Origin of the sequence: Azospirillum baldaniorum, assembly GCF_003119195.2 — a bacterium.
Lineage (GTDB): Bacteria > Pseudomonadota > Alphaproteobacteria > Azospirillales > Azospirillaceae > Azospirillum > Azospirillum baldaniorum.
Map to the genome: position 1 here is coordinate 1,076,329 of NZ_CP022254.1, position 19,816 is coordinate 1,096,144.

Here is a 19,816-nt window from a genome sequence, read left to right on the forward strand (position 1 = left end):
TTGCGGAACGGCAGAGGGGTGAACGGCAAAAGGGTGAGCGGAACGGTTCACGGAGTGCGGGCGTTGGACCGGCCGAGCAGCCAGACCAGATAGGGGCCGGCGAGCAGCGCGGCAAAAAGACCAAGGGGCAATTGATAGGGGAAAGCGACGGTGCGGGCCAGCCAGTCCGACACCACCATCAGCCCGGCGCCGATCAGCACGGCCCCGATCCCCTGCTGGAGCGGGCGGCCCAGCCCGGCCAGCCGGGCGAGATGCGGCGCGATCAGGCCAATGAAGCTCAGCGGCCCGACGAACAGCGCCGCCGCTGCGGTCAGCAGCCCGGCCAGCAGCACCAGCAGGACGCGGCAGCGCCGCACCGGCAACCCGACGGCCTGCGCCGTCACGTCCCCCAGCGGCAGAATTTCCAGCCACTTGGCGGTCAGCGGCAGGGTTGCCAGCAGAAGCACCGCCACACCGATACAGAACCAGGCGTCGCCCGGACCGGCCTCGTTGGTCGAGCCGCTCAGCCAACGCAGCAGGGCGAAGGCCTGCGGCGTGCCGGTGGCGATGACCGCGGTCAGCACGGCGCTGCACAGGGCGCTCATGGCGATGCCCGCGAGCAGGAGCCGCTCCGGCCCGAAGCCAGCGCGCAGCGACAGGGCCAGCATGGCGGCCAGCGTCAGCACCGCCCCCGCCGCCGACGCGGCGAGCTGCACGCCGAAGCCGGGGGCCGCGACGAGGAACAGCGCGGCGGTCAGCCCGACGCCGGCCCCGGTGCCGACGCCGAGGATTTCCGGGCTGGCCAGCGGGTTGGCGGTCACCCGCTGCAACAGCATTCCGGCGGCGGCCAGCATCGCCCCTGCGGCCGCGGCGACCGCCACGCGGGGGCCGCGCCAGCCCAGCAGCGTGTCGAGCAGCGGGCCGGTGGACAGCGTCCAGCCGCCCGGCCCGTAGCCGACTGTGAGCGCGAGGCCCACGGCGACGGCGCCGAGGACGGCGAACAGGGCGATCAGCCGGTAAGGGTGCAGGCTGCGGCGCGACGGCGCGGGACGGCTGTTCAGCGACGGCCATTCGAACATGCGCAGGCGCGGCAGCAGCCACAGCAACAGCGGGCCGCCGAGCAGCGCCGTCGCCGCCCCGGTCGGCACCCGCTCCCCGTCCACCCCGGCCAGAAGCTGCACCAGCCCGTCGGTCAGCCAGAGCAGGAGCGCGCCGATCAGCGGGGCGGCAACCAGCCTCTGGCCCTGGGTCCGCGCGCCGCTGAGATGGGCCAGCGCCGGGGCGGCCAGACCGACGAAGCCGATCACCCCGACCTCCGCCGTCACGCTGGCCGCCAGCCAGACCGCGACCCCGATGACGCCGAAGCGCGTGGCGTTGAGGGCGACGCCCAGGCTGCGGGCGCTGGCGTCGTCCAGCCCGAGGATGGCCAGCGGGCGCATCAGCAAGACGGCGGCGCCGACGCCGATCAGCAGCCGGACGGCGATGGTCAGCGTCGGCCCCCAGCTCTGCTGGGCCAGCGCCCCGCCACCCCAGAGGAAAATGGAGAAGAGATACTCCCCGTTGGCGAGGATCAGCGCGGCACTGCCCATCGTCGCGGTCAGGGCGACCATCATGCCGGCCAGCACGACGGCCACCGGCTCCAGCCCGCGCCGCCACGTCATGGCGAGGATCAGCCCGACCGCCGCCAGTCCGCCGGCCAACGCCACCCCCTCCCGCGCGTGATCCATCAGCGCCGGGGCGTAGAGCATTCCCAGCGTTAGGGCGAGCTGGGCGCCCGCCGACACGCCGAGCGTGGAGGGCTCGGCCAGCGGGTTGCGCAGCACGCGCTGGAGCAGCAGCCCCGACAGGCCGAGCGCCGCCCCGGCGACCAGCGCCACCGCGATGCGCGGCAGCACGCTGTGATAGAGGATGACGCCGTCCAGCCACGCGGCGTCCGGCGGCAAGGGCATGGATGGCGCCGCGGCATGCCCGGCGACCTGCCAAGCGGACAGCGCGGCGGCGGCCAGCGCCAGCCCGCTCCACAGCAGGATGCGGTTGACGGCCATGCGCTCAGCCATGGCGGACGGACTCCGGCCGCAGCAGGGCGGCGGTGACGAGGCGGGCGAAGCGCAGCGCCGCCGGAAGCCCGCCGAAATGGTTGACCGGCTCGATCACGCTCACGCGCTTTTCCCGAACCATCGGTAGGGCCTGCCACAGGGCGCTGTCGTCCAGCCCCCGCACCACGTCGGAGGGCAGCGGCGGAACGACGGCGGTGATGGCGTCCGGCATCCGCGCCAGCGCCTCGATCCCCAGCGGCGCCGCGGCGCTGTAGCTCGATTGCGAGGCCCAGGCGTTGCGCAGCCCCAACCGCTGGAGAACCGCGCCGAACATGCTGTCGTCGCCGAAGGCGCGGACATGGCGGGCGTCGCCGAAGTTGATCGCCAGCACCGGGCGGCGGACGGTGCCGCTCAGGGAGTCGCCCAGCCGGGCGATCTCCGCGTCGGCCCCGGCGACGAAGGCGCGGGCCTCCGCCTCCCGACCCAGCGCCCGGCCGAGGGTCAGCGCCGCTTCGGCGGCGAGCGTGTAGGGCGGCACGCCCGGCTGGTAGATCGGCAGCGACAGGGTTTCCGCCACCCGCTCCAGGCTGGCCCGCTGCCCCTCATAGTAGTTGGAGGTGAGGATGAGGTCCGGCTTGGCCAGCGTCAGCGCCTCGTAATTGGGCGTGCCGCGCAGGCCGAGGTCGATCACCGACTCCGGAACCTCCGGCTCGACGACGGTCTTGCGGAACTGGATCAGCTCGGTCGCGGCGACCGGCACGATGCCCAGCGCCAGCGCCGTCTCCAGCCCCGCCCAGTCGATGGCGGCGACCCGCCGCCCGGACGCGGCGTGCCCGAGGCGGGGCAGCAGCACCGCTCCGGCGGCGAGGCCCAGCGCGTGGCGGCGGGTGATCGTCGCCCGCCCCGTCACAGCACGCAACCGATCGGCTTGCCGGTCACCGGGTGCGGGACGGTCGTCATGGCGAGGTGGTAGATGGCCCCCAGCGTCTCGCCGGTCATGATGGCGTCGGGCGTGCCCTGGGCGATCAGCGCGCCGTTGCGCATCGCCAGGATCTCGTCGCAGACGCTGGCCGCCATGTTGATGTCGTGGAGAACGATGACCGCGCCGATGCCGCGCGCCCGGCTCAGCCGGCGCACCAGCCCCAGCAATTCCACCTGACTGGCGATGTCCAGCGCCGAGGTCGGCTCGTCGAGCAGCAGGCAGCGCGTGTCCTGGGCCAGCATCATCGCCAGCCAGACGCGCTGCCGCTCGCCGCCCGACAGGCTGTCGACCAGCCGGTCGGCGAAGGCATCGAGGTGGGTTTCGGCGATGGCCTCCGCCACCTTGGCGGCGTCCTCCGCCCCGAAGCGGCCGAGCGCGCCGTGCCAGGGAAAGCGGCCGAGCGCCACCAGCTCCCGCACCGTCATACCCTCGGCGGGCGGGGTGAATTGCGGCATGTAGGCGACGGTGCGCGCGAAGTCGCGGTCGCCGATCCGCGCGAGGTCCGTTCCCAGGCAGCGGATGGTCCCGCCGCCCGGCGGCTGCTGGCGGGCGAGCAGGCGGATCAGCGTGCTCTTGCCCGACCCGTTGGGGCCGACCAGCCCATAGATCCGCCCCTGCTCCAGCCGGAGCGACAGTCCCGACAGGATCGCCCGTCCGGCAACGGAGAAGCTCACGCCTGCGAGGTCGTAGAGGGGTTGGGTCTGGTCCGGGCTCATCGGTCTTCACCTCTATATCCCTCTCTATATCCCTCGCCCCTCCGGGGAGAGGGAGGGGACCCGCGCCGCAGGCGTGGGGAGGGTGAGGGGGATGTCCGTAGCGGCACGTTCGGCAAAAGCGCAACCCCCTCACCCTAACCCTCTCCCCAGAGGGGAGAGGGGATTCAAGTCACCACGTCATGTTGACGGTCAGCAGAGCGGTCCGCCCCTCGGCGTAGCCGCAGGAGAACTGGGTCTGGCAGCTCGCCACATACTCCTTGTCGAACAGGTTGGTGACGGCGAGATTCACGCCCCAGGCGGCGGGCTTGTAGCCGATCCGCGCGTCGAAGACGGTGGCGGCGGGGACCTTCAGCGTGTTCTCGTTGTCGGCCCAGGACGAGCCGACGTAGCGCACGCCGCCGCCCACCGACACGCCGTCCAGCGCCCTCTCCCGGAAGGTGTAGTCGAGGAAGGCCGAGCCCTGGACCTGCGGCACGATGTAGGGGGTCTTGCCGATCAGCGCCGGGTTGGCGTCCTTCTTGATGTCGAGGTCGAGCGCGGTGAAGGAGGCGACCGCCTTCAGGTTCGGCGTGATGTTGGCCTTGGCCTCAAGCTCGATGCCGCGCGAATTGACCTCGCCCAGCTGCGTCTCGGCGTTGAAGGGGCCGGTCACCACGTTGGTGCGCGTCAGGTCGAACAGGGCCGCGGTGAAGATAGCGTCCATCCACGCCGGGCGGTACTTGACGCCGACCTCGACCTGCTGGCCGGTTTCCGGCTTGAACACGCCGGCCACCGCCGACGATCCCAGAACCGGGTTGAAGAAGGTCGAGGCGCTGACATAGGGCGTCACGCCGTTGGCGAACTCGTAGGCCAGACCGGCGCGCCCGCTGAACTTCCCGTCCTTGCCGTCGTAGGCGGGCGTGCCGTCGGCGTCGGTGGAGGCGATGTCGTAGCGCCCGTTCAGCGTCACCAGGAAGCCCTGGCCGAAGCGCATCTGGTCCTGGAGGTAGACGCCGAGCTGCCCCATCGTCAGCTCCTGGTCGATGTAGGAGAAGCGCGGACCCTGCGCGGCGCCGTAGACCGGGTTGGTGGCGCTGATCGGCGTGGCCGAGCCGGACGCCTGCACCTGATCCATCTTGAAATACTTGTAGTCGACGCCGACCAGCGCCGTGTGGGCGATCGGCCCGGTCTGCCACTTGGATTCGAGCTGGTTGTCGATCAGGAAGGTGTTGACCTTGGTCGTGTGCTCGAAATTGATGCGCGACAGCCGATTGTCCGGGTCGGTCGGCACCGCCGAGAAGCCGTTGTAGCCGAAGGGATAGACCGTCACCTCGTGAACCCGGCTGTAGCCGTAGCGGGCGTTCTGGCGGAAGGTCAGGTCGTTGTCGAAGCGGTGCTCGAACTCGTAGCCGATGGAGGCCTGACGGCGCCGGTAGGTGTCGATGTCCGGTTCGGTGAAGTTGGCCTTGCGGTCGATGCGCCCGAAGGAGGCCGGCTTCACCGTGCCGACGTAGGGCAGAAAGGCGCCGCCGTTGTGCGTCTCGTCGATGTCGGTGTAGTTGCTCAGCACCGTCAGCGTGCTGCGGTCGTTCGGCGACCACTTGACGCTCGGCGAGATGGTGCCGCGGAAGCCGTCGGCGAAGTCGGTGTAGCTGTCGCCGCCGGCGATGCGCCCGGTCAGCCGGTAGCTCAGCGTCGGGTCGATGGCGCCGCCGACGTCCAGCCCGAGATGGGCGGTGCCGTGCTGGTTGATCCCAGCCTCGACCGAGCGCACCGGCGTGTCGCCGGGCCGCCTGGAGACGTAATTCACCAGACCGCCGGGGTTACTGCCGCCATAGAGGACGGAGGAGGCGCCGCGCAGCACCTCGATCCGCTCCAGCGTGTAGCTGTCCACGAACTGGCCGCCGAAGCCGTAGCTGTAGAGCTGGAGCCCGTCCTGGTAGATGCCGGTCTGCGTCGCCTGGAAGCCGCGGATGAAGATCCAGTTGGTGTCGCTGTCCGGGCCGAAGGGCTGGCTGAAGACGCCGGGGGTGTAGCGCAACGCCTCGTCCACCTTCTGCGCGCCGCGGTCGTCCATCTCCTCGCGCCCGATCACCGAGACGGACTGCGGAACCGCCTCCAGCGGGATGTCGGTCTTGGACCCCGTGGCCGAGCGGCCGGGCACGTAGCCCCGGACCGGGCTGGTCGCAGTGTCGGCGGACCGGTCGCCCTCCACGGTCACCGGCGCAAGAACCGCCGGGGCGGTCGCGTCCTGCGCCTGGGCCAGCGCCGGCACCAGCAGGGCGGCGAGCGCCGTGCCGTTCAAAAGGAAGCGGGTCAGTCGCTTGTTGGAAATATCACTCATCGCAATCGGCCTCGGACTGTATGCGGCATCCGCGAAACGCCTTCGGACCGGCGGGTCCCGAAGCGCCTTCGTTGTTGCGAATGATTAGCATGTGCATGAAGCGGCGCGATTGAACGGTCTTTGGACGGGTTGGACGATCTTCCGGCATTCGTCGCATTGGGCGATGCGGGCTCAGCCGGTGTGGTTGCGCAGCCACGCGGCGGGCGTGGTACCGACGATCTGACGGAAGACGCGCGTCAGGTGCGCCTGATCGGAGAAACCCGCCGTCACCGCGGCGGAGGCCAGCGTCATGTCCGATCCGGTCAGCAGGCTCTTGGCCCGTTCGACGCGGACCCGCATCTGCCATTTGTGGGGCGGCAGACCGGTCGATGCCTTGAAGGCGGTGCAGAAGTGGGTGGTGGACAGGCCGGTCAGCTCGGCCAGTTCCTGCAGGCGGATGGGACGGCCGCAATGCTCCTCGATGTAGTCGGTGACGCGCTTCAACTGGCGCGGCGGCAGTTGCCCCCGTTTGCGTTCGGCGATGGGCTCCGCCTGCGCGAGGCCGACGAACAGCGCGGCCATCAGGCTCTCGCCATAGAGGTCGTGCAGGTTCCCCGACGTCCGGCATTCCGCCGCGATCAGGCGGGCCAACGCGAACAGACGGTCATCAGCGAAATTCAGCCGCGGCCGCTCCATGCCCCGGACGTCCAGCCCGTCGACGAAGCGGCCCCCCAGCACGGACATGTCGAAATGGAGATCGAGATGGGTGAGACGGCGGACATTCACCGTGCGCGACCACACCCGCAGGCCGGCGGGCACATAGCTCAGCGGCTCGCGCCGGCTGAGCCGGCCACCCTCGCCGCGCCCGGGCGAGGCGGTGACGTGCAGCCCGCCCTCCCCCACCTGATCGAGGACCACCACCAGCCGCGGGGCTTCGGACACATACTCGCCCTGGCCGTTCTGGTCGCAGGCGACGTTCCAGATGTCGGCGATCATCCCGTTCCAGGCGCGCCACTGAAGGTCCCCGAGAATGGTGAACCCTTCCGTGCTGCTTTGCATTCTGGGATGGAACGGCATGGATCGGCCTCCCAGCCACCGGATTGAACAGACCCCCGGAATTCTCCCCCGAGCCGGCAGACCTATAGGGCAATATGCAATTGCGAACAAGTCGCATTCTTATTTGGTGCCGTGCCATGCGGGCGAGGGGTGTGGGTGGGTGGGCGAGTGGGCGGCCCGCCCGGCAGGCCCCACAAAGTGTTGGGTTAGGGTGACGACCCACATGCCCTTCGGCGTCGAGTTGCTCAAAGAAGCATGCCCGGCAGGGAGAGAAGAGTGCCAAGACGTGCGGTTGTGAGCGCGCGTGTGGGGTACGGTTATGACTCTCACCGGTCCCTGGTGCGGCTCCGAGCCATCACCCCTCGAACACCACTCAGCGATGCTGACGCCTGTCTGCGTGTCCGCTGTCTTCTCGAGACTGTTGCCTCCGACGGCCTATCTTAAAGGGGCCGATTTAGAGGCGGGCTGAATGGACCGCCCCTGCAACATCCGCAGAACCTCCCGCCCGAACACACCCAGCCGCCACTCCTGTGGCGTATCCCCAGGGACGATTAGATCATGATCATGGTGTAGACTTGGAACCCACTCGGCATCGTGCGCAGGTAAGCGGCCTGATTCCGGGTCAGCCTTCAACAGCCATGTGATCTGCTCAACCGACAGGAACTGCCTGATTCGCATTTCGTCGAGGACGCAAATGAAGGCGGCCTGAACAACATCGCCTTCCAACGTCGGTGGGGCTGTGTTCCAGTTCGCGTCTACCCACAGACGCTGTCCGTGCTGCGTAAACCCGACGTTCCACGCACGGTTGTCGATTTCAATACGTGTCGAGAACGCCGACCGGCCAGTCGACGAGATGATGCGTGGTACATCTTTTCTGGCGATAGGAAAAAGCGGCTTTTTCTTCCTTTTCTTGTACTCATTTGGAATCGCCGCACCGTCAAGCAGAAGGCGTGCAAACTTGTCGAGTAGCACAGGAAGATAGCTCGGGAGCAGTGTAGCCATGGCTCGCTCGTTATCGTGTTTGTGCGCTTTGCGTTGCATTCAGCAGATACAAAAGTCGCGCTTCATCAATATTCGTGGGCTTACCGTACTTCGCCCGACGTGCCGCGGCTGTATCGAGCTTGGTCGCGCCAGGAGCGTCGCCGACAACAAGAAAATCGGTGTCCCTTCGCACGGTCTTGTGAAACGTTCCACCGCTTGCCTCGATCGCCTCGATCGCCTGTTCGCGGCTCATGCACGCGAGTTCTCCGGTGATGGCAAACGCCAGCCCCGCCGAGCAGCCCACGTCGTTTCCCGGCAGATCGTCAATCGACTGAATCAGCGGAGGAGGAGGCACGTAGTTGGTCGGTTCGAGGTGTGGGACCGCTGTGGGAACGGAGCAGCGGAAATGGATTGTTTGGAATAAGCGGCTCGTGATCTCGGCGTCTGCGAATGCGTTGTGGAAGCGGCCACGGGCGCTAACGTCGATACCGAAATGAGCTGCCGCGGAGTCCAGGTTCGTCGACCCGGTGCCGATCGCCGCGAACAGTTGCATCGTGCATATCTGCTCGGCAGGAGTCCACAGCAGACCCAACTGCACGAACTCATGACACAGAAATCCAACATCGAAGCTGACGTTGTGTCCGACAATCACCGCGTCACCGAGAAAGCCACGGATCTCATCTGCGGCTGTCACAAACTCCGGCTGGTGACGGAGAACGTGATCTGCCAAGCCGTGAACGCGCAAGGCATGTGGGTTCGACTTCCGGCCAGGGTTGAATATGAGGTTCAGCGCCCGCCCGGTTGGCGCGTCATCCACGATTTCGATAGCGGCAAAACTGATCACCCTGTCGCCGGACCTAGGCGACAGACCGGTAGTTTCGCAGTCTATGACGACGTAACGTTTCGACAAATTCTTCGATGCCACCGATGACCGGCGATCTGGTTTTATCCGCTTCAACCAAGCCGGCATTTGCAATCCCGCGCCCTTAGCTCTTATATGCGCAGACCCAGGTCTCGCCACCTGGGCGAGTATAGACCGATAACCTTAGCAGAGATAGCTCAAAGTCAGAACTCTTGGCGGCGGCATGGTTCTCTATGGTAACGATGACGATTTCAGAAATGGCGCTTTGAAGGCATCTAGCGGCTATTGTCCTCGTGTCCAGTCGGCCTGATCAACTCGCGCTTGGCAGGTCATACGGGGGCACCGCCGCCTCACGACAAGCGGCAAGCACCACCCCGCGCAGCCAGCGGTGGGCCGGGTCGGCGTCATGCCGGGGGTGCCACATCTGCGTCACCACGACCTCATCCAAGACGATGGCCAGGGCGATGGGGAGCGGCAGGATGCGCACCCCAGCCACGCCCGCGGCGAGTTGGCGCTCGGACACCAGGGCGGTCAGGTCGGAGGCGCGGACGATTGCCAGGGCCGCCGGGAAACTCGGCACCACCGCCACCACCTTGCGGGCGAGGCCGAGGGCAGCCAACGCCTCGTCCATCCGGTCCCGCACCAGCCCGCGCCGCGAGGTCAGCACATGCCCGCAGGCGGCGTACTGTTCCGGCGTCACCGTCTCCAGCCGGGTCAGCGGGTGGTCCTCCCGCACGGCGGCGACCAGCCGGTCGCGGAGCAGGCTCTGCACCTTCAGCTCCGGCGTGGTTTCCGAATGCACGCCGATGTCGAGGTCGATCAGCCCGTCGCGCAACGCCTGCGCGTCGCGGTTCCCTCGCGGCGCGAAGCGCAGAAGGACGCCGGGCGCCTCGGCGGCGACTCGGCCGACCAGCCGGGCGGCGTAGACCTCGATGAAGCTCTCGCTGGCGCGCAGGGTGAAGCCGCGCTCCAGCCGGGCGATGTCGATGGCCTCCGCCGGACGCAGCACCGCGCGGACCTCCTCGGCGAGGCCGGGCACCCGCTCCCGCAACTGGACGGCCCGCGGCGTCGGGACGAGGCCGCGCCCGGCCCGGACGAGCAGCGGGTCCCCGGTGACCGCGCGCAGCCGCGCCAGGGTGCGGCTCATCGCGGACTCGCTGAGGCCGAGCTGGCGCGCCGCTTTGACGACGCTGCCCTCCGCCAGCAGCGCGTCGAGCGCGAGGAGCAGGTTGAGATCGGGATCGGCCATGGAGCCCGAGGCTAACACATGGCGTTCCATGCAGGAATAACCTGCACAGGCGGCGTCTTCCGCCATGCCACGCGGAGGGCAAAATTGATCCAACCCCTGTTGGAGACGCCGATGCCCCGTTCCACCCTCGCCCGAACTCCTGATTCCCCGCATCCGGACGGGCTGCCCATGCCCCGCCGCGCCGTGGCCGGCGCGTCCGTCATCGCCGCGATCGTGCTCGTCGTGCTCGACGGCGCCATCGCCAACATCGCCCTGCCGACCGTCGCCGGCACGCTCGGGGTTCCGCCCGCCGACACCGTCTGGATCATTACCGCCTATCAACTGGCCCTGGTGATCGCGCTCCTGCCCGTCGGCGCCCTCGGCGAGAGTCTCGGGCACCGCCGGGTGTTCACCGGCGGGGTGCTGCTGTTCACCGCGGCCTCCGCCGGCTGCGCCCTGGCGCCGACGCTGCCCTGGCTGATCGCCGCGCGTTTCGTGCAGGGGCTCGGCGGGGCGGCGGTGATGGCGCTGGGTGTCGCGCTGCTGCGCTTCGTCTATCCGCAGCGGCTGCTCGGCGCCGCCATCGGCTGGAACGCCCTGGCCATCGCGCTCGCCTCGGCGGCGGGACCGACGATCGGGTCGGGCATCCTCGCCGTCGCCCCCTGGCCCGTCCTGTTCGCGGTCAACATCCCGGTCGGCCTCGTGGTTCTGGCGACCGCCCGCGCGCTGCCCGCCGTCGCGGGAACCAAGCGCCGCCTCGATCCGGTCAGCGTCGCCCTCAACGCCGGATTCTTCGCCGCCCTGGTGATGGGGGCCGAGACCGTCGCGGCGCAGCCCCTGCGCGGCGGCGCGCTGCTGCTGGCCGCGGCGCTCTGCCTTGCCGGGCTGGTCCGTCGCGAAAAGCAACGCGAAGCGCCGCTGGTGCCGCTCGATCTGCTGCGGGTGCGCTCCTTCCGCCTGTCGGTGGTCGCCTCCGTCCTCTGCTTCACCGGCCAGATGGCCGCCGCCGTGGCCCTGCCCTTCTACCTGCAGCACGGGCTCGGCCAGGACATCGTCACGGCGGGGCTGTTCCTGGTGCCGTGGCCGCTGGCGACCGCCGTCGCCGCCCCCATCGCGGGCCGGCTGTCCGACCGGGTGGGGACGGGCTGGCTGTGCGCCGTGGGCGGCCTGCTCCTCGCCGCCGGCCTCGCCCTGGCGGCGGTCTGGCCGCTCGGGCAGGACGCGCGGCCGCTGCTGGCCTTCATGGTGATGTGCGGTTTCGGCTTCGGGCTGTTCCAGACGCCCAACAACCGCAACATGCTGCTGACCGTGCCCAAGACGCGCAGCGGCGCCGCCGGAGGGATGCAGGGCACCGCGCGTCTGGTCGGGCAGACCGCCGGCGCGGTGCTCATGACCGTGCTGTTCTCGCTGCTGTCCGGTCCGGAGACGGCGCCGCGCCTCGGCCTCGCCCTGGCCGCCGCCCTCACCCTGGCGGGCGGCCTGACCAGCCTGCTGCGCGTTCCCCCGCGCGGCGCGGCGGAGGCCGTGGAGGCCGTTGAGGCGCCGGCCCCTGGCCGGTGAGCCCGGCCCCGGGGGATCGTCAGCCGCGCCGCGCGGCCTCGATCGCCGCGACGTCGATCTTCGTCATGCCCATCATCGCCGCGAAGGCGCGTCCGGCTTCGTCGCCGCCGGCCGCCAGCGCCTCGGTCAGGACGCGCGGCGTGATCTGCCAGGAGACGCCCCAGCGGTCCTTGCACCAGCCACAGGCGCTTTCCTGCCCGCCGTTGCCGACGATGGCGTTCCAGTAGCGGTCGGTCTCCTCCTGATCGTTGGTGGCGATCTGGAACGAGAAGGCTTCGGTGTGTTTGAACGTCGGCCCGCCGTTGAGGCCGAGGCAGGGAATGCCGGCGACCGTGAACTGCACCGTCAGCACGCCGCCCGCCTTGCCGGACGGGTAGTCGCCGGGCGCGCGGTGAACGGCGCCCACCGCACTGTCGGGAAAGACCGTGGCGTAGAAGCGGGCCGCGGCCTCCGCGTCCTTGTCGTACCAGAGGCAGATGGTGTTTTTGGCGGTCGTCATGGCGTGTCCCTTCCCTGTCGGTGCGTTGCCGATGCGCGTGAGGATACGCCCCCGCCCTTGTTGACGGGAAGGTTGCAATCCCTTTCGCAGAGGTGGCGCATGAGCGACCCGAAGAAGCCGGACGACACCGCCGTCCATCCCCCGCGCAGCTACGACCCCGACAGCCAAAAGCCGGCCAGCGACCGCCCCAATGATCGGGACGAGGCCGCGCCCGGCACGCCGGGGACCGGCGAGGACATCGACCCCAGGACCGGCGAGACCTTCACCGAGGGCATCGGCGGCGCCTGACCGCCCTTACCGCCCAGGCATTATCGTCCCGCGGCTAAAGCCTGCATGGTCACGCGGGCGGCGCTGGCGATGTGCTCGTCGTAGAGCTGGCGTGTGCGCACCGTGTCGCGGGCGGTCATCGCCTCGAAGATCTCGCGGATTTCGCGGATCGTGTTGGGCAGCCGCCCCGGCTCGGCCAGCGACACCCCGCGCAGCAGCTGGATGCGGTTGTGCAGCGCCTTGAGGATCTGCGCCATCGTCGGGTTGCCGCAGCCGGCGATCAGCGTGTCGTAGAACATGGTCTTCGCCGTGCGGATGCGCGACGGCACGCCTTCCGCCGCCGCCGCCTCGAAGGCCGCCATGGCGTCGGCGAGGATGGCCCACTGCTCCGGGTTGGCCTGGGCGATGAACTCCGCCGCCGCCAGGCTCTCCAGCGCCCCGCGCACCTGATAGATCTGCCGGACATCCTCCGCCGTCAGGGTCACCACCTCCAACCCGCGCTGGGGCACGTTGTGGACCAGCCCCTCCGCCTCCAGCTGGCGCAGAGCCTCCCGCAGGATCGGGCGGCTGACCTGCAACGTCTCGCACAGCTCGCGTTCGACCAGCCGGTCGCCGGGGGAATAGCGCCCGTCGGCGATGGCCGCGCGCAACAGGTCGATCACCTGCTGACGCAGGGGAGCGGCGACGCGGACAATATTTATCGGCAAATTTGACATAAAATTTCTCTTCTTGTCAGACAGTATGACGATCTGCTTGCGCCACACTACCACCTTCGATTAGCATACGTATCAACGACGATCCAAGGCGGCGGCCCAGAGGGCCAAACGCCACACCCACCACACCATACCATCACCTCGCACACAGGAGGCAGGCGTGCAGCGGAGTGCACAAGCGAGCGCCGTTTCAAAAAGCGCCGGCGAGCCTGAGGCCGCGTCCGACCCCAACCGGCAGAGGCGCCGCGAGCGGCTGCTTCAAATCGGCACGCTGGTCCTGCTGCTCGCCGTCTGGGAATTCGCGGCGCGCGACGCGAACAAGCTGCTGGTCGCGGTGCCCAGCGACATCGCCATCGCAACCTGGGAGCTGCTGCTGAACGGCGAGCTGCTCTCGGCGACGCTGGACAGCATGTCGACCTTCGTCCTGGGCTTCGTCATCGCCTCGGTCATCGGCATCGTGGTCGGCTTCGCGATGGGCACGAACCGCACGGTGGAGGTGATCCTCGATCCCTACATCAACGCGCTCTACGCCATGCCGCTGGTGGCGCTGATCCCCATCCTGATGCTGTGGGTGGGCATCGGCTTCCTGGCCAAGATCACGATCATCATCCTGTTCGCGGTCTTCCCGGTGATCATCAACACGGTCACCGGCGTGAAGAACGTCGACCGGCACTATCTGGACATCGGCAAGGCCTTCATGGCCTCGCGGTTCATGGTCTACCGCCAGATCATCGCACCCTACGCCCTGCCCTACGTGGCGAGCGGCCTGCGCATCGCGCTCGGCCGCGGCATCATCGCGATGATCGTGGCGGAGTTCCTGACCTCCATCTCCGGCCTCGGCGGCCTGATCATCAACTACACCAACGCGTTCGAGACGGCCAAGGCCTTCGCCCCGGTCCTGGTGGTGGCCCTGCTCGCCAACGCGCTGACCGTTCTCGTTCAAAAGGTCGAAGAGCGCTTCGGCCGCTGGCGCCGCCGCTGACCGGCCCGCCACCTCCCGCACCACACGCGCCCCACACCACACCGGATTGAGGAAGGAAGAGGGATCATGAGCATGATGTCCCGTTCGCTGAAGGCCGCCCTGCTGGCGGGTGCCTTCTCCGTGGCGATGAGCACCGCCGCGCTCGCCGCCGACGCGCTGAAGATCGGCATGCCGGCCAAGATGTTCCTGAACCTCGTCGAGTTCGTCGCGCAGGACCAGGGCTTCTACGAGAAGAACGGCCTGACGGTGGAACTGGTGCACATCGCCGACAGCTCCATCCCCGTGCGCTCGCTGATCGCCGGGGAACTGGACATCAGCCAGGCCGGCATGTCGGAGACGCTGGCGGCGGCCGACAAGGGCGGCACGCTGAAGACCATCGGCGGCGTCCACACCGGCCTGCACTACGCCTTCTACGCCAACGCCGCGTCGGGCGTGAAGGACGTCACCGACCTGCCGGGCAAGAAGGTCGGCATCTCCTCCCCCGGCTCGCTGCCGCACGTCGTCATCACCGCCCTGATGCGCCAGGCCGGCATGAGCGAGGAGCAGATCAAGTCGGTCCAGTGGGTCTCGCTGAAGGGCTCCTCGGCCCGCATCAACGGCATCCTGACCGGCACCATCGACGCGACCGTCTCCAACTACGACCCGAAGGCCGCGCACGACAAGAACGCCAAGGTGCTGTTCGTCGTCTCCAAGAAGCTGCCCAACTACGTGATGACCCCTTGGGACGTCAACGACCAGACCATCGCCAAGAAGCGCGACGTGCTGAAGCGCTTCGTCAAGGCGGAGCTGGAGGCGACCCGCTGGATCTTCGACAACGAGAAGGGCGCGCTGGACGTCGCGAAAAAGCACTTCGACTACAACGACGAGCAGCTCGCCGAATTCTACGAGTTCTACAAGATCGGCGGCATCTGGAACCCGAACGGCACCGTCACCGCCGATCAGGCCAAGTACATGCAGGAGCTGAACGTCGAAGGCGGCCTGCAGAAGGCCGTCCACCCGGCCGAGAAGGTGCTGGACACCAGCATCGTCCAGGAGGTGCTGGCGGAGATCGGCACCTACAAGCAGCCGTAATCCTCCCGTCGGGGCCGGCGTCGCACCGCCGGCCCCCTCCCCCGCTTCGCTCCATTCCGCCCGCCGTCCCGCTTCAAGACCCGGTGCCGTCCCATGCCCAAGCTGTCCGTCCGCAACCTGACCAAGCGTTTCCCGGTGTCCGGAGGGCCGTCGATGACGGCGCTCGACGGCGTCGACCTGGACGTGGAGGAGGGTGAGTTCATCGCCTTCGTCGGGCCCAGCGGCTGCGGCAAGACCACGCTGCTGCGCATCATCCAGGGATTGGAGACAGCGACCAGCGGCGAGATCCGCATCGACGGCAAGCCGGTCACCGGCCCCGGCCACGACCGCGGCTTCGTCTTCCAGCAATACGGCCTGCTGCCCTGGCTGACCGCCGCCCAGAACATCGGCTTCGCGCTGGAGGCCAAGGGCATCCCCGCCGCCCGCCACGGCGAGACGACGGAGCGCGTGCTCGCCACCGTCGGGCTGAAGGGCTTCGGCGACCGCTTCCCGCACCAGCTCTCCGGCGGCATGCAGCAGCGCGTCGGCATCGCCCGCGCCCTGGCGATCGAGCCGGAGATCATGCTGCTGGACGAGCCGTTCGGCGCGCTCGACGCGCTGACCCGCGAGATTTTGCAGAACGAGATGCTCGGCCTGACCGAGCGCATGGGCAAGACGATCCTCTTCGTCACCCACAGCGTGGACGAGGCCGTCTGCCTCGCCGACCGGGTGGTGGTCATGTCGCCCCGCCCCGGCCGCATCCGCGAGATCGTGCCCATCGACATCCCGCGCCCGCGCGCCAGCCTGGGCGAGGCGCTGCGCGACACGCCGGAATACGTCGCCAAGCGGCACCAGCTGTGGACCCAGCTGATGGATCTGGTCTGAGCGCCCCCCTTCTCCGGAACCCAGGAGGTCCCATCGTGTCAGTCGTTCCTGACGATCACGAGTGGCAGTACAACCCCCGCCATTCCGTTCCCGACTTCGCGCGCCACGCCGAGCGCGCCGCCGCGCTGAGCCGCGCCGCTCGGGAACGGAACGCCGGACGTTACGACATCGCCTATGGCGACACCCCGCTCTCCACGCTCGACGTGTTTCCGGCGGCCGCGCCCGGCGCCCCGCTGCACGTCTTCCTGCACGGCGGCTATTGGCGCGGGCGCGACAAGGCCGACTACAGCTATGTCGCCGACGCGCTGGTGCCGCGCGGCGTCACGACCGTGGTCATGAATTACGACCTGTGCCCGGCGGCGACCCTGCCGGAGATCGCGCGGCGCACCCGCGAGGGGCTGCGCTGGATTCACCGCAACGCCGCCTCGCTTGGCGGCGATCCCGACCGCCTCACCGTGTCGGGCCATTCCGCCGGGGCTCATCTGATCGCCATGGCGCTGGCCGAGGACGCCGGGGCCGGGGCGGACCGGCTGGAGGATGGCGCCATCAAGGCCGCCGTTCTGATCAGCGGCATCTACGAGCTGGCGCCGGTGCTGGACATCACCGTCAACGAGACCATCGGGCTGCGCCCGGAGATGGTCGACGGGGTCAGCCCGATGCGCCACCCGCCCTCCACCGCCACGGCCCTGACGGTCGTCGTCGGCTCGGCGGAGACTCCCGCCTGGATCGCCCAGTCGCGCGACTTCGCCACGCTGTGCCAGTGCCGCGGCTCACGCTGCACCTATCACACGCTGGCCGGGGAGGATCACTTCTCGATCATGGCACGGATGGAAAGGCCGGACGACACGCTGTCGCGGCTGGTGCTCGACGCCGCGGGAGTAAAAGAATGATCGTCATCGATGAAAACGCCGCCCGCCGTCTGGTGTCCCCCGCCGACGCCATCGACGCCATGGACATGGCCTTCCGCGAAGTCTCCCGCGGGCAGGCGCGCAACTTCCCGGTGGTCCGCGAACGGCTGCTGCCTGGGCCGGACGTCTACGGCATCAAGGCCGGCGGCGACCTCGCCATCGGGCTGCTCGGGCTGAAGATCGGCGGCTACTGGACGGGCAACCGCGCCCGCGGCCTGACCAACCACCAGTCCACCACCGTGCTGACCGACCCGGAGACCGGCTGCCCGACGGCGCTGGTCAGCTCCAACCACCTGACCGGGCTGCGCACCGCCGCCGCCTGCGCCATCGGCATCCGCGAACTGGCCCGGCCCGACGCGCGGGTGCTCGCCCTGATCGGCACCGGCGGGCAGGCGGCGCACCATCTGGAGGCGGCGTTGCTGGTGCGCGGCTTCGAGCGCATCCTGGTGGCCAACCGCGACCGCGCGCGGGCCGAGGAACTGGCGGCCTCCTTCGCCGGGCGGCTGCCCGTCGAGGTCGTGGACGCCGAGACCGCGGCGCGCAACGCCGACGTGCTCATCACCCTGACCACGGCGCGCGAGCCGGTGGTCCGGGCCGGCTGGGTCCGCCCCGGCACGCACATCTGCGCCATGGGCGCCGACACCGCCGGCAAGCAGGAGCTGGACCCGGCGATCCTGCTCGGCGCCGCCGTCTGGGTGGACGACTGGGCGCAGGCCTCGGCACTCGGCGAATGCCAGCACGCGCTGGCGCACGGCCTGACCCGCGAGTCCATCCGCGGCACGCTGTGCGACGTGCTGGAGGGCAAGGCGCCCCGCCGCGCCAGCGCGGACGAGATCACCGTCTTCGATTCCACCGGCATGGGCATCCAGGATCTGGCGATCGCCGCCTGGGCCGTCCGCGCCGCCAACGCTGCCGCCGACACCGCCGCCGGAACCGACACCGGCTTACCCATCCACCGCATCGATTTAGCGCGCTGACCCTCAAGAGGGCGCGACCGAGGCCGACATGCAGTTGAAGAATGTGCGCATCGCCGGGAAGATTCTCGGCATCGTCGTGGTGCTGGGCGCCGTTTCGGTGTCCACCGCCCTGGTCAGCGGCTACGGCCTCGCCACGCTCGGCGGAGAGCTGAACCGGGTCGAGGAGGCGGGGCGCGAGGCGACGCAGGGCGCCCGTCTGAACCGCTATCTGGTCGAGCTGAGCCGCGCCGAGTACCAGATGGGCGCCAACCCGGCCAGTGTCGCCACCATCGAGGCGGTCGTCGCCGACCGCAAGGCCGGGGTCCGCGCCCATCTGGAGCACGCCCGCTCCGCCGCCGACGCGCAGCAGCGTCCGCTGCTGGACGGCATCGAGACGCAGTACGCCGCCTATGTCAGCAGCCTGGACGCCACGGTGGCGGCGGCGAAGAAGCACGCCGACATGGGCATCACCTACGCCCGGCGCGAGGTGCTGAACAACGTGTCCGGCAGCCAGGAGCAGGTGGAGGCGCTGATCCGCGCCGTCCAGGACTACAACGGCCTCACCGTCGCCAAGACGGCGCGGATCTCCGAGGAGGCGGAAGCGCTGGCCGACCGGACCACGTGGCTGATCGCCGCGGTCGCCCTGCTCGGCATCCTCGCCAGCGGGCTGATCGGGCGCTGGCTGTCGGCGCGCGGCATCGTCACCCCCATCGTCGAGGCGGTGTCCTGCCTGCGCCGTCTGTCCGGCGGCGACCTGACGGTGGTCATCAGCGGCTCCGACCGCCGCGACGAGGTCGGCGACATCGCGCGGGCGCTCGCCGTCTTCAAGGACAACGCGCTCGACCGCCAGCGCATCCAGGCGGAGCAGGAGGCCGAGGCCCGGCACAAGCTCGACCGCGCCGAGGCGGTTGGCGCGACGATCCTGCGCTTCGACCGCGAGGTCGGCGAGGCCCTGCACGTCATGAAGGACGCCGCCGCCGCGCTGGAGGCCACCGCCAACTCCCTGTCCGCCGGAGCGGAACAGGCGTCGGAGCGGATGACCGTCGTCGGCGCCGCCGCCGAGCAGACCGCCGCCAACGTCCAGACGGTCGCCGCCGCGACGGAGGAGATGACCTCCACCGTGCAGGAGGTGTCGCGCCAGATGAACGAGGCGCGCGGCTTCGCCGACGAGGCGTCGCGGCAGGCCCAGCAGGCCCAGGAGCGGGTCGGCGCCCTGACCGAATCCGGCCAGCGCATCAACGAGGTGATCGACCTCATCCAGGGGATCGCCAGCCAGACCAACCTGCTGGCGCTGAACGCCACCATCGAAGCCGCCCGCGCGGGCGAGGCCGGCAAGGGCTTCGCCGTGGTGGCGAGCGAGGTCAAGCAGCTCGCCAACCAGACGGCGCAGGCGACCGACGAGATCCGCAGCCAGGTCGGCTCCATGCAGGAGACCATCGGCGGCGCCGTGTCGGCCATCCAGACCATCGCCACGGTGATCTTCCGCCTGAACGAGATGGCAACCGCCGTCGCCGCCGCGGTCGAGCAGCAGGGCGCGGCCACCGCCGAGATCGGCCGCAACGCCGTCCAGGCGGCGCAGGGCACGGCGGAGGTGACGGGAACCATCGGCACGCTGCGCGTCGCCTCGGAATCGACGGCCGCCGGCTCGGCCCAGGTCCTGCAATCCGCCCGCGAGGTGGCCGGCCGCGCCGTGGCCCTCAAGGGCAGCGTCGACGCCTTCATCGCCGAGGTGAAGACGGCCTGATCCCTCCCCCAATCCATCGGCCATAACCAATCGGCCCTGATCAATGGGCCATGATCAATGGGCCATGATCAATGGGTTGAGCGCCGCGCCGGCAACCGCCAGAATGCGGC

The 19,816-nt window shown here is 69.3% G+C and carries 18 protein-coding genes; 8 read left to right on the forward strand and 10 right to left on the reverse strand.

The features are described from left to right. Nucleotides 1-47: 47 nt before the first annotated feature. From fhuB to Sp245p_RS19270, 8 genes are all read right to left on the reverse strand, one after another. Nucleotides 48-2,036: a Fe(3+)-hydroxamate ABC transporter permease FhuB gene (gene fhuB / locus Sp245p_RS19235; RefSeq protein WP_109138767.1), complete on the reverse strand. Its 1,989-nt coding sequence runs from the start codon at nt 2,034-2,036 to the stop codon at nt 48-50. Then, nucleotides 2,029-2,925 carry an iron-siderophore ABC transporter substrate-binding protein gene (locus Sp245p_RS19240; protein ID WP_014197854.1) on the reverse strand — a complete coding sequence of 299 codons (897 nt, stop codon included), beginning with the start codon at nt 2,923-2,925 and terminating at the stop codon, nt 2,029-2,031. The genes fhuB and Sp245p_RS19240 overlap by 8 nt, the downstream gene beginning before the upstream one ends. Then, nucleotides 2,922-3,713 carry an ABC transporter ATP-binding protein gene (locus Sp245p_RS19245; protein ID WP_014197855.1) on the reverse strand — a complete coding sequence of 264 codons (792 nt, stop codon included), beginning with the start codon at nt 3,711-3,713 and terminating at the stop codon, nt 2,922-2,924. Before Sp245p_RS19245 ends, Sp245p_RS19240 begins: the two co-directional genes overlap by 4 nt. A gap of 169 nt (nt 3,714-3,882) precedes the next feature. After that, nucleotides 3,883-6,036 (reverse strand): TonB-dependent siderophore receptor, encoded by a 2,154-nt coding sequence (locus Sp245p_RS19250; RefSeq protein WP_041812355.1) that lies wholly within the window; start codon nt 6,034-6,036, stop codon nt 3,883-3,885. 171 nt (nt 6,037-6,207) lie between these two features. After that, nucleotides 6,208-7,092 (reverse strand): helix-turn-helix domain-containing protein, encoded by an 885-nt coding sequence (locus Sp245p_RS19255; protein WP_014197857.1) that lies wholly within the window; start codon nt 7,090-7,092, stop codon nt 6,208-6,210. 414 nt (nt 7,093-7,506) lie between these two features. Further along, on the reverse strand, nt 7,507-8,073 hold the full coding sequence (locus Sp245p_RS19260) for a hypothetical protein (protein WP_129557198.1): 567 nt from the start codon (nt 8,071-8,073) through the stop codon (nt 7,507-7,509). 10 nt (nt 8,074-8,083) lie between these two features. Beyond that, complete coding sequence (locus Sp245p_RS19265; protein WP_109138769.1) at nt 8,084-9,022, reverse strand: exonuclease domain-containing protein; 939 nt, start codon at nt 9,020-9,022, stop codon at nt 8,084-8,086. 202 nt (nt 9,023-9,224) lie between these two features. After that, nucleotides 9,225-10,163 carry a LysR family transcriptional regulator gene (locus Sp245p_RS19270; protein WP_014197861.1) on the reverse strand — a complete coding sequence of 313 codons (939 nt, stop codon included), beginning with the start codon at nt 10,161-10,163 and terminating at the stop codon, nt 9,225-9,227. 111 nt (nt 10,164-10,274) lie between these two features. On the opposite strand from Sp245p_RS19270, the gene Sp245p_RS19275 reads away from it, so the two are divergent. Then, entirely contained in the window at nt 10,275-11,702 is a 1,428-nt protein-coding gene (locus Sp245p_RS19275) for an MFS transporter (protein WP_109138770.1), read from the forward strand. 19 nt (nt 11,703-11,721) lie between these two features. On the opposite strand, the gene Sp245p_RS19280 is transcribed toward Sp245p_RS19275, so the two are convergent. Continuing rightward, entirely contained in the window at nt 11,722-12,201 is a 480-nt protein-coding gene (locus Sp245p_RS19280) for a VOC family protein (RefSeq protein ID WP_014197864.1), read from the reverse strand. Between the two features lie 99 nt (nt 12,202-12,300). Here Sp245p_RS19280 and Sp245p_RS19285 point away from each other — a divergent pair, with 99 nt between their 5' ends. After that, complete coding sequence (locus Sp245p_RS19285; RefSeq protein ID WP_014197865.1) at nt 12,301-12,489, forward strand: hypothetical protein; 189 nt, start codon at nt 12,301-12,303, stop codon at nt 12,487-12,489. Between the two features lie 20 nt (nt 12,490-12,509). Here Sp245p_RS19285 and Sp245p_RS19290 read toward each other — a convergent pair whose 3' ends face one another. Further along, entirely contained in the window at nt 12,510-13,184 is a 675-nt protein-coding gene (locus tag Sp245p_RS19290; protein ID WP_041812357.1) for a GntR family transcriptional regulator, read from the reverse strand. 157 nt (nt 13,185-13,341) lie between these two features. Between Sp245p_RS19290 and Sp245p_RS19295 the strand changes: the two genes are divergently transcribed. From Sp245p_RS19295 to Sp245p_RS36300, 6 genes are all read left to right on the forward strand, one after another. Next, nucleotides 13,342-14,163, forward strand: a complete 822-nt coding sequence (locus Sp245p_RS19295) for an ABC transporter permease (RefSeq protein WP_014197867.1) — start codon at nt 13,342-13,344, stop codon at nt 14,161-14,163. Nucleotides 14,164-14,229: 66 nt separating this feature from the next. Then, nucleotides 14,230-15,234, forward strand: a complete 1,005-nt coding sequence (locus tag Sp245p_RS19300; RefSeq protein WP_014197868.1) for an ABC transporter substrate-binding protein — start codon at nt 14,230-14,232, stop codon at nt 15,232-15,234. A 93-nt stretch (nt 15,235-15,327) separates the two neighbouring features. Then, nucleotides 15,328-16,098, forward strand: a complete 771-nt coding sequence (locus Sp245p_RS19305) for an ABC transporter ATP-binding protein (protein ID WP_014197869.1) — start codon at nt 15,328-15,330, stop codon at nt 16,096-16,098. 35 nt (nt 16,099-16,133) lie between these two features. Then, nucleotides 16,134-16,988, forward strand: a complete 855-nt coding sequence (locus Sp245p_RS19310; RefSeq protein WP_014197870.1) for an alpha/beta hydrolase — start codon at nt 16,134-16,136, stop codon at nt 16,986-16,988. Beyond that, nucleotides 16,985-17,983, forward strand: a complete 999-nt coding sequence (locus Sp245p_RS19315; RefSeq protein WP_014197871.1) for an ornithine cyclodeaminase family protein — start codon at nt 16,985-16,987, stop codon at nt 17,981-17,983. The genes Sp245p_RS19310 and Sp245p_RS19315 overlap by 4 nt, the downstream gene beginning before the upstream one ends. A gap of 28 nt (nt 17,984-18,011) precedes the next feature. Beyond that, nucleotides 18,012-19,706, forward strand: coding sequence for a methyl-accepting chemotaxis protein (locus tag Sp245p_RS36300; protein ID WP_014197872.1), 1,695 nt, complete (start codon nt 18,012-18,014; stop codon nt 19,704-19,706). The last annotated feature ends 110 nt before the right edge of the window (nt 19,707-19,816 follow it).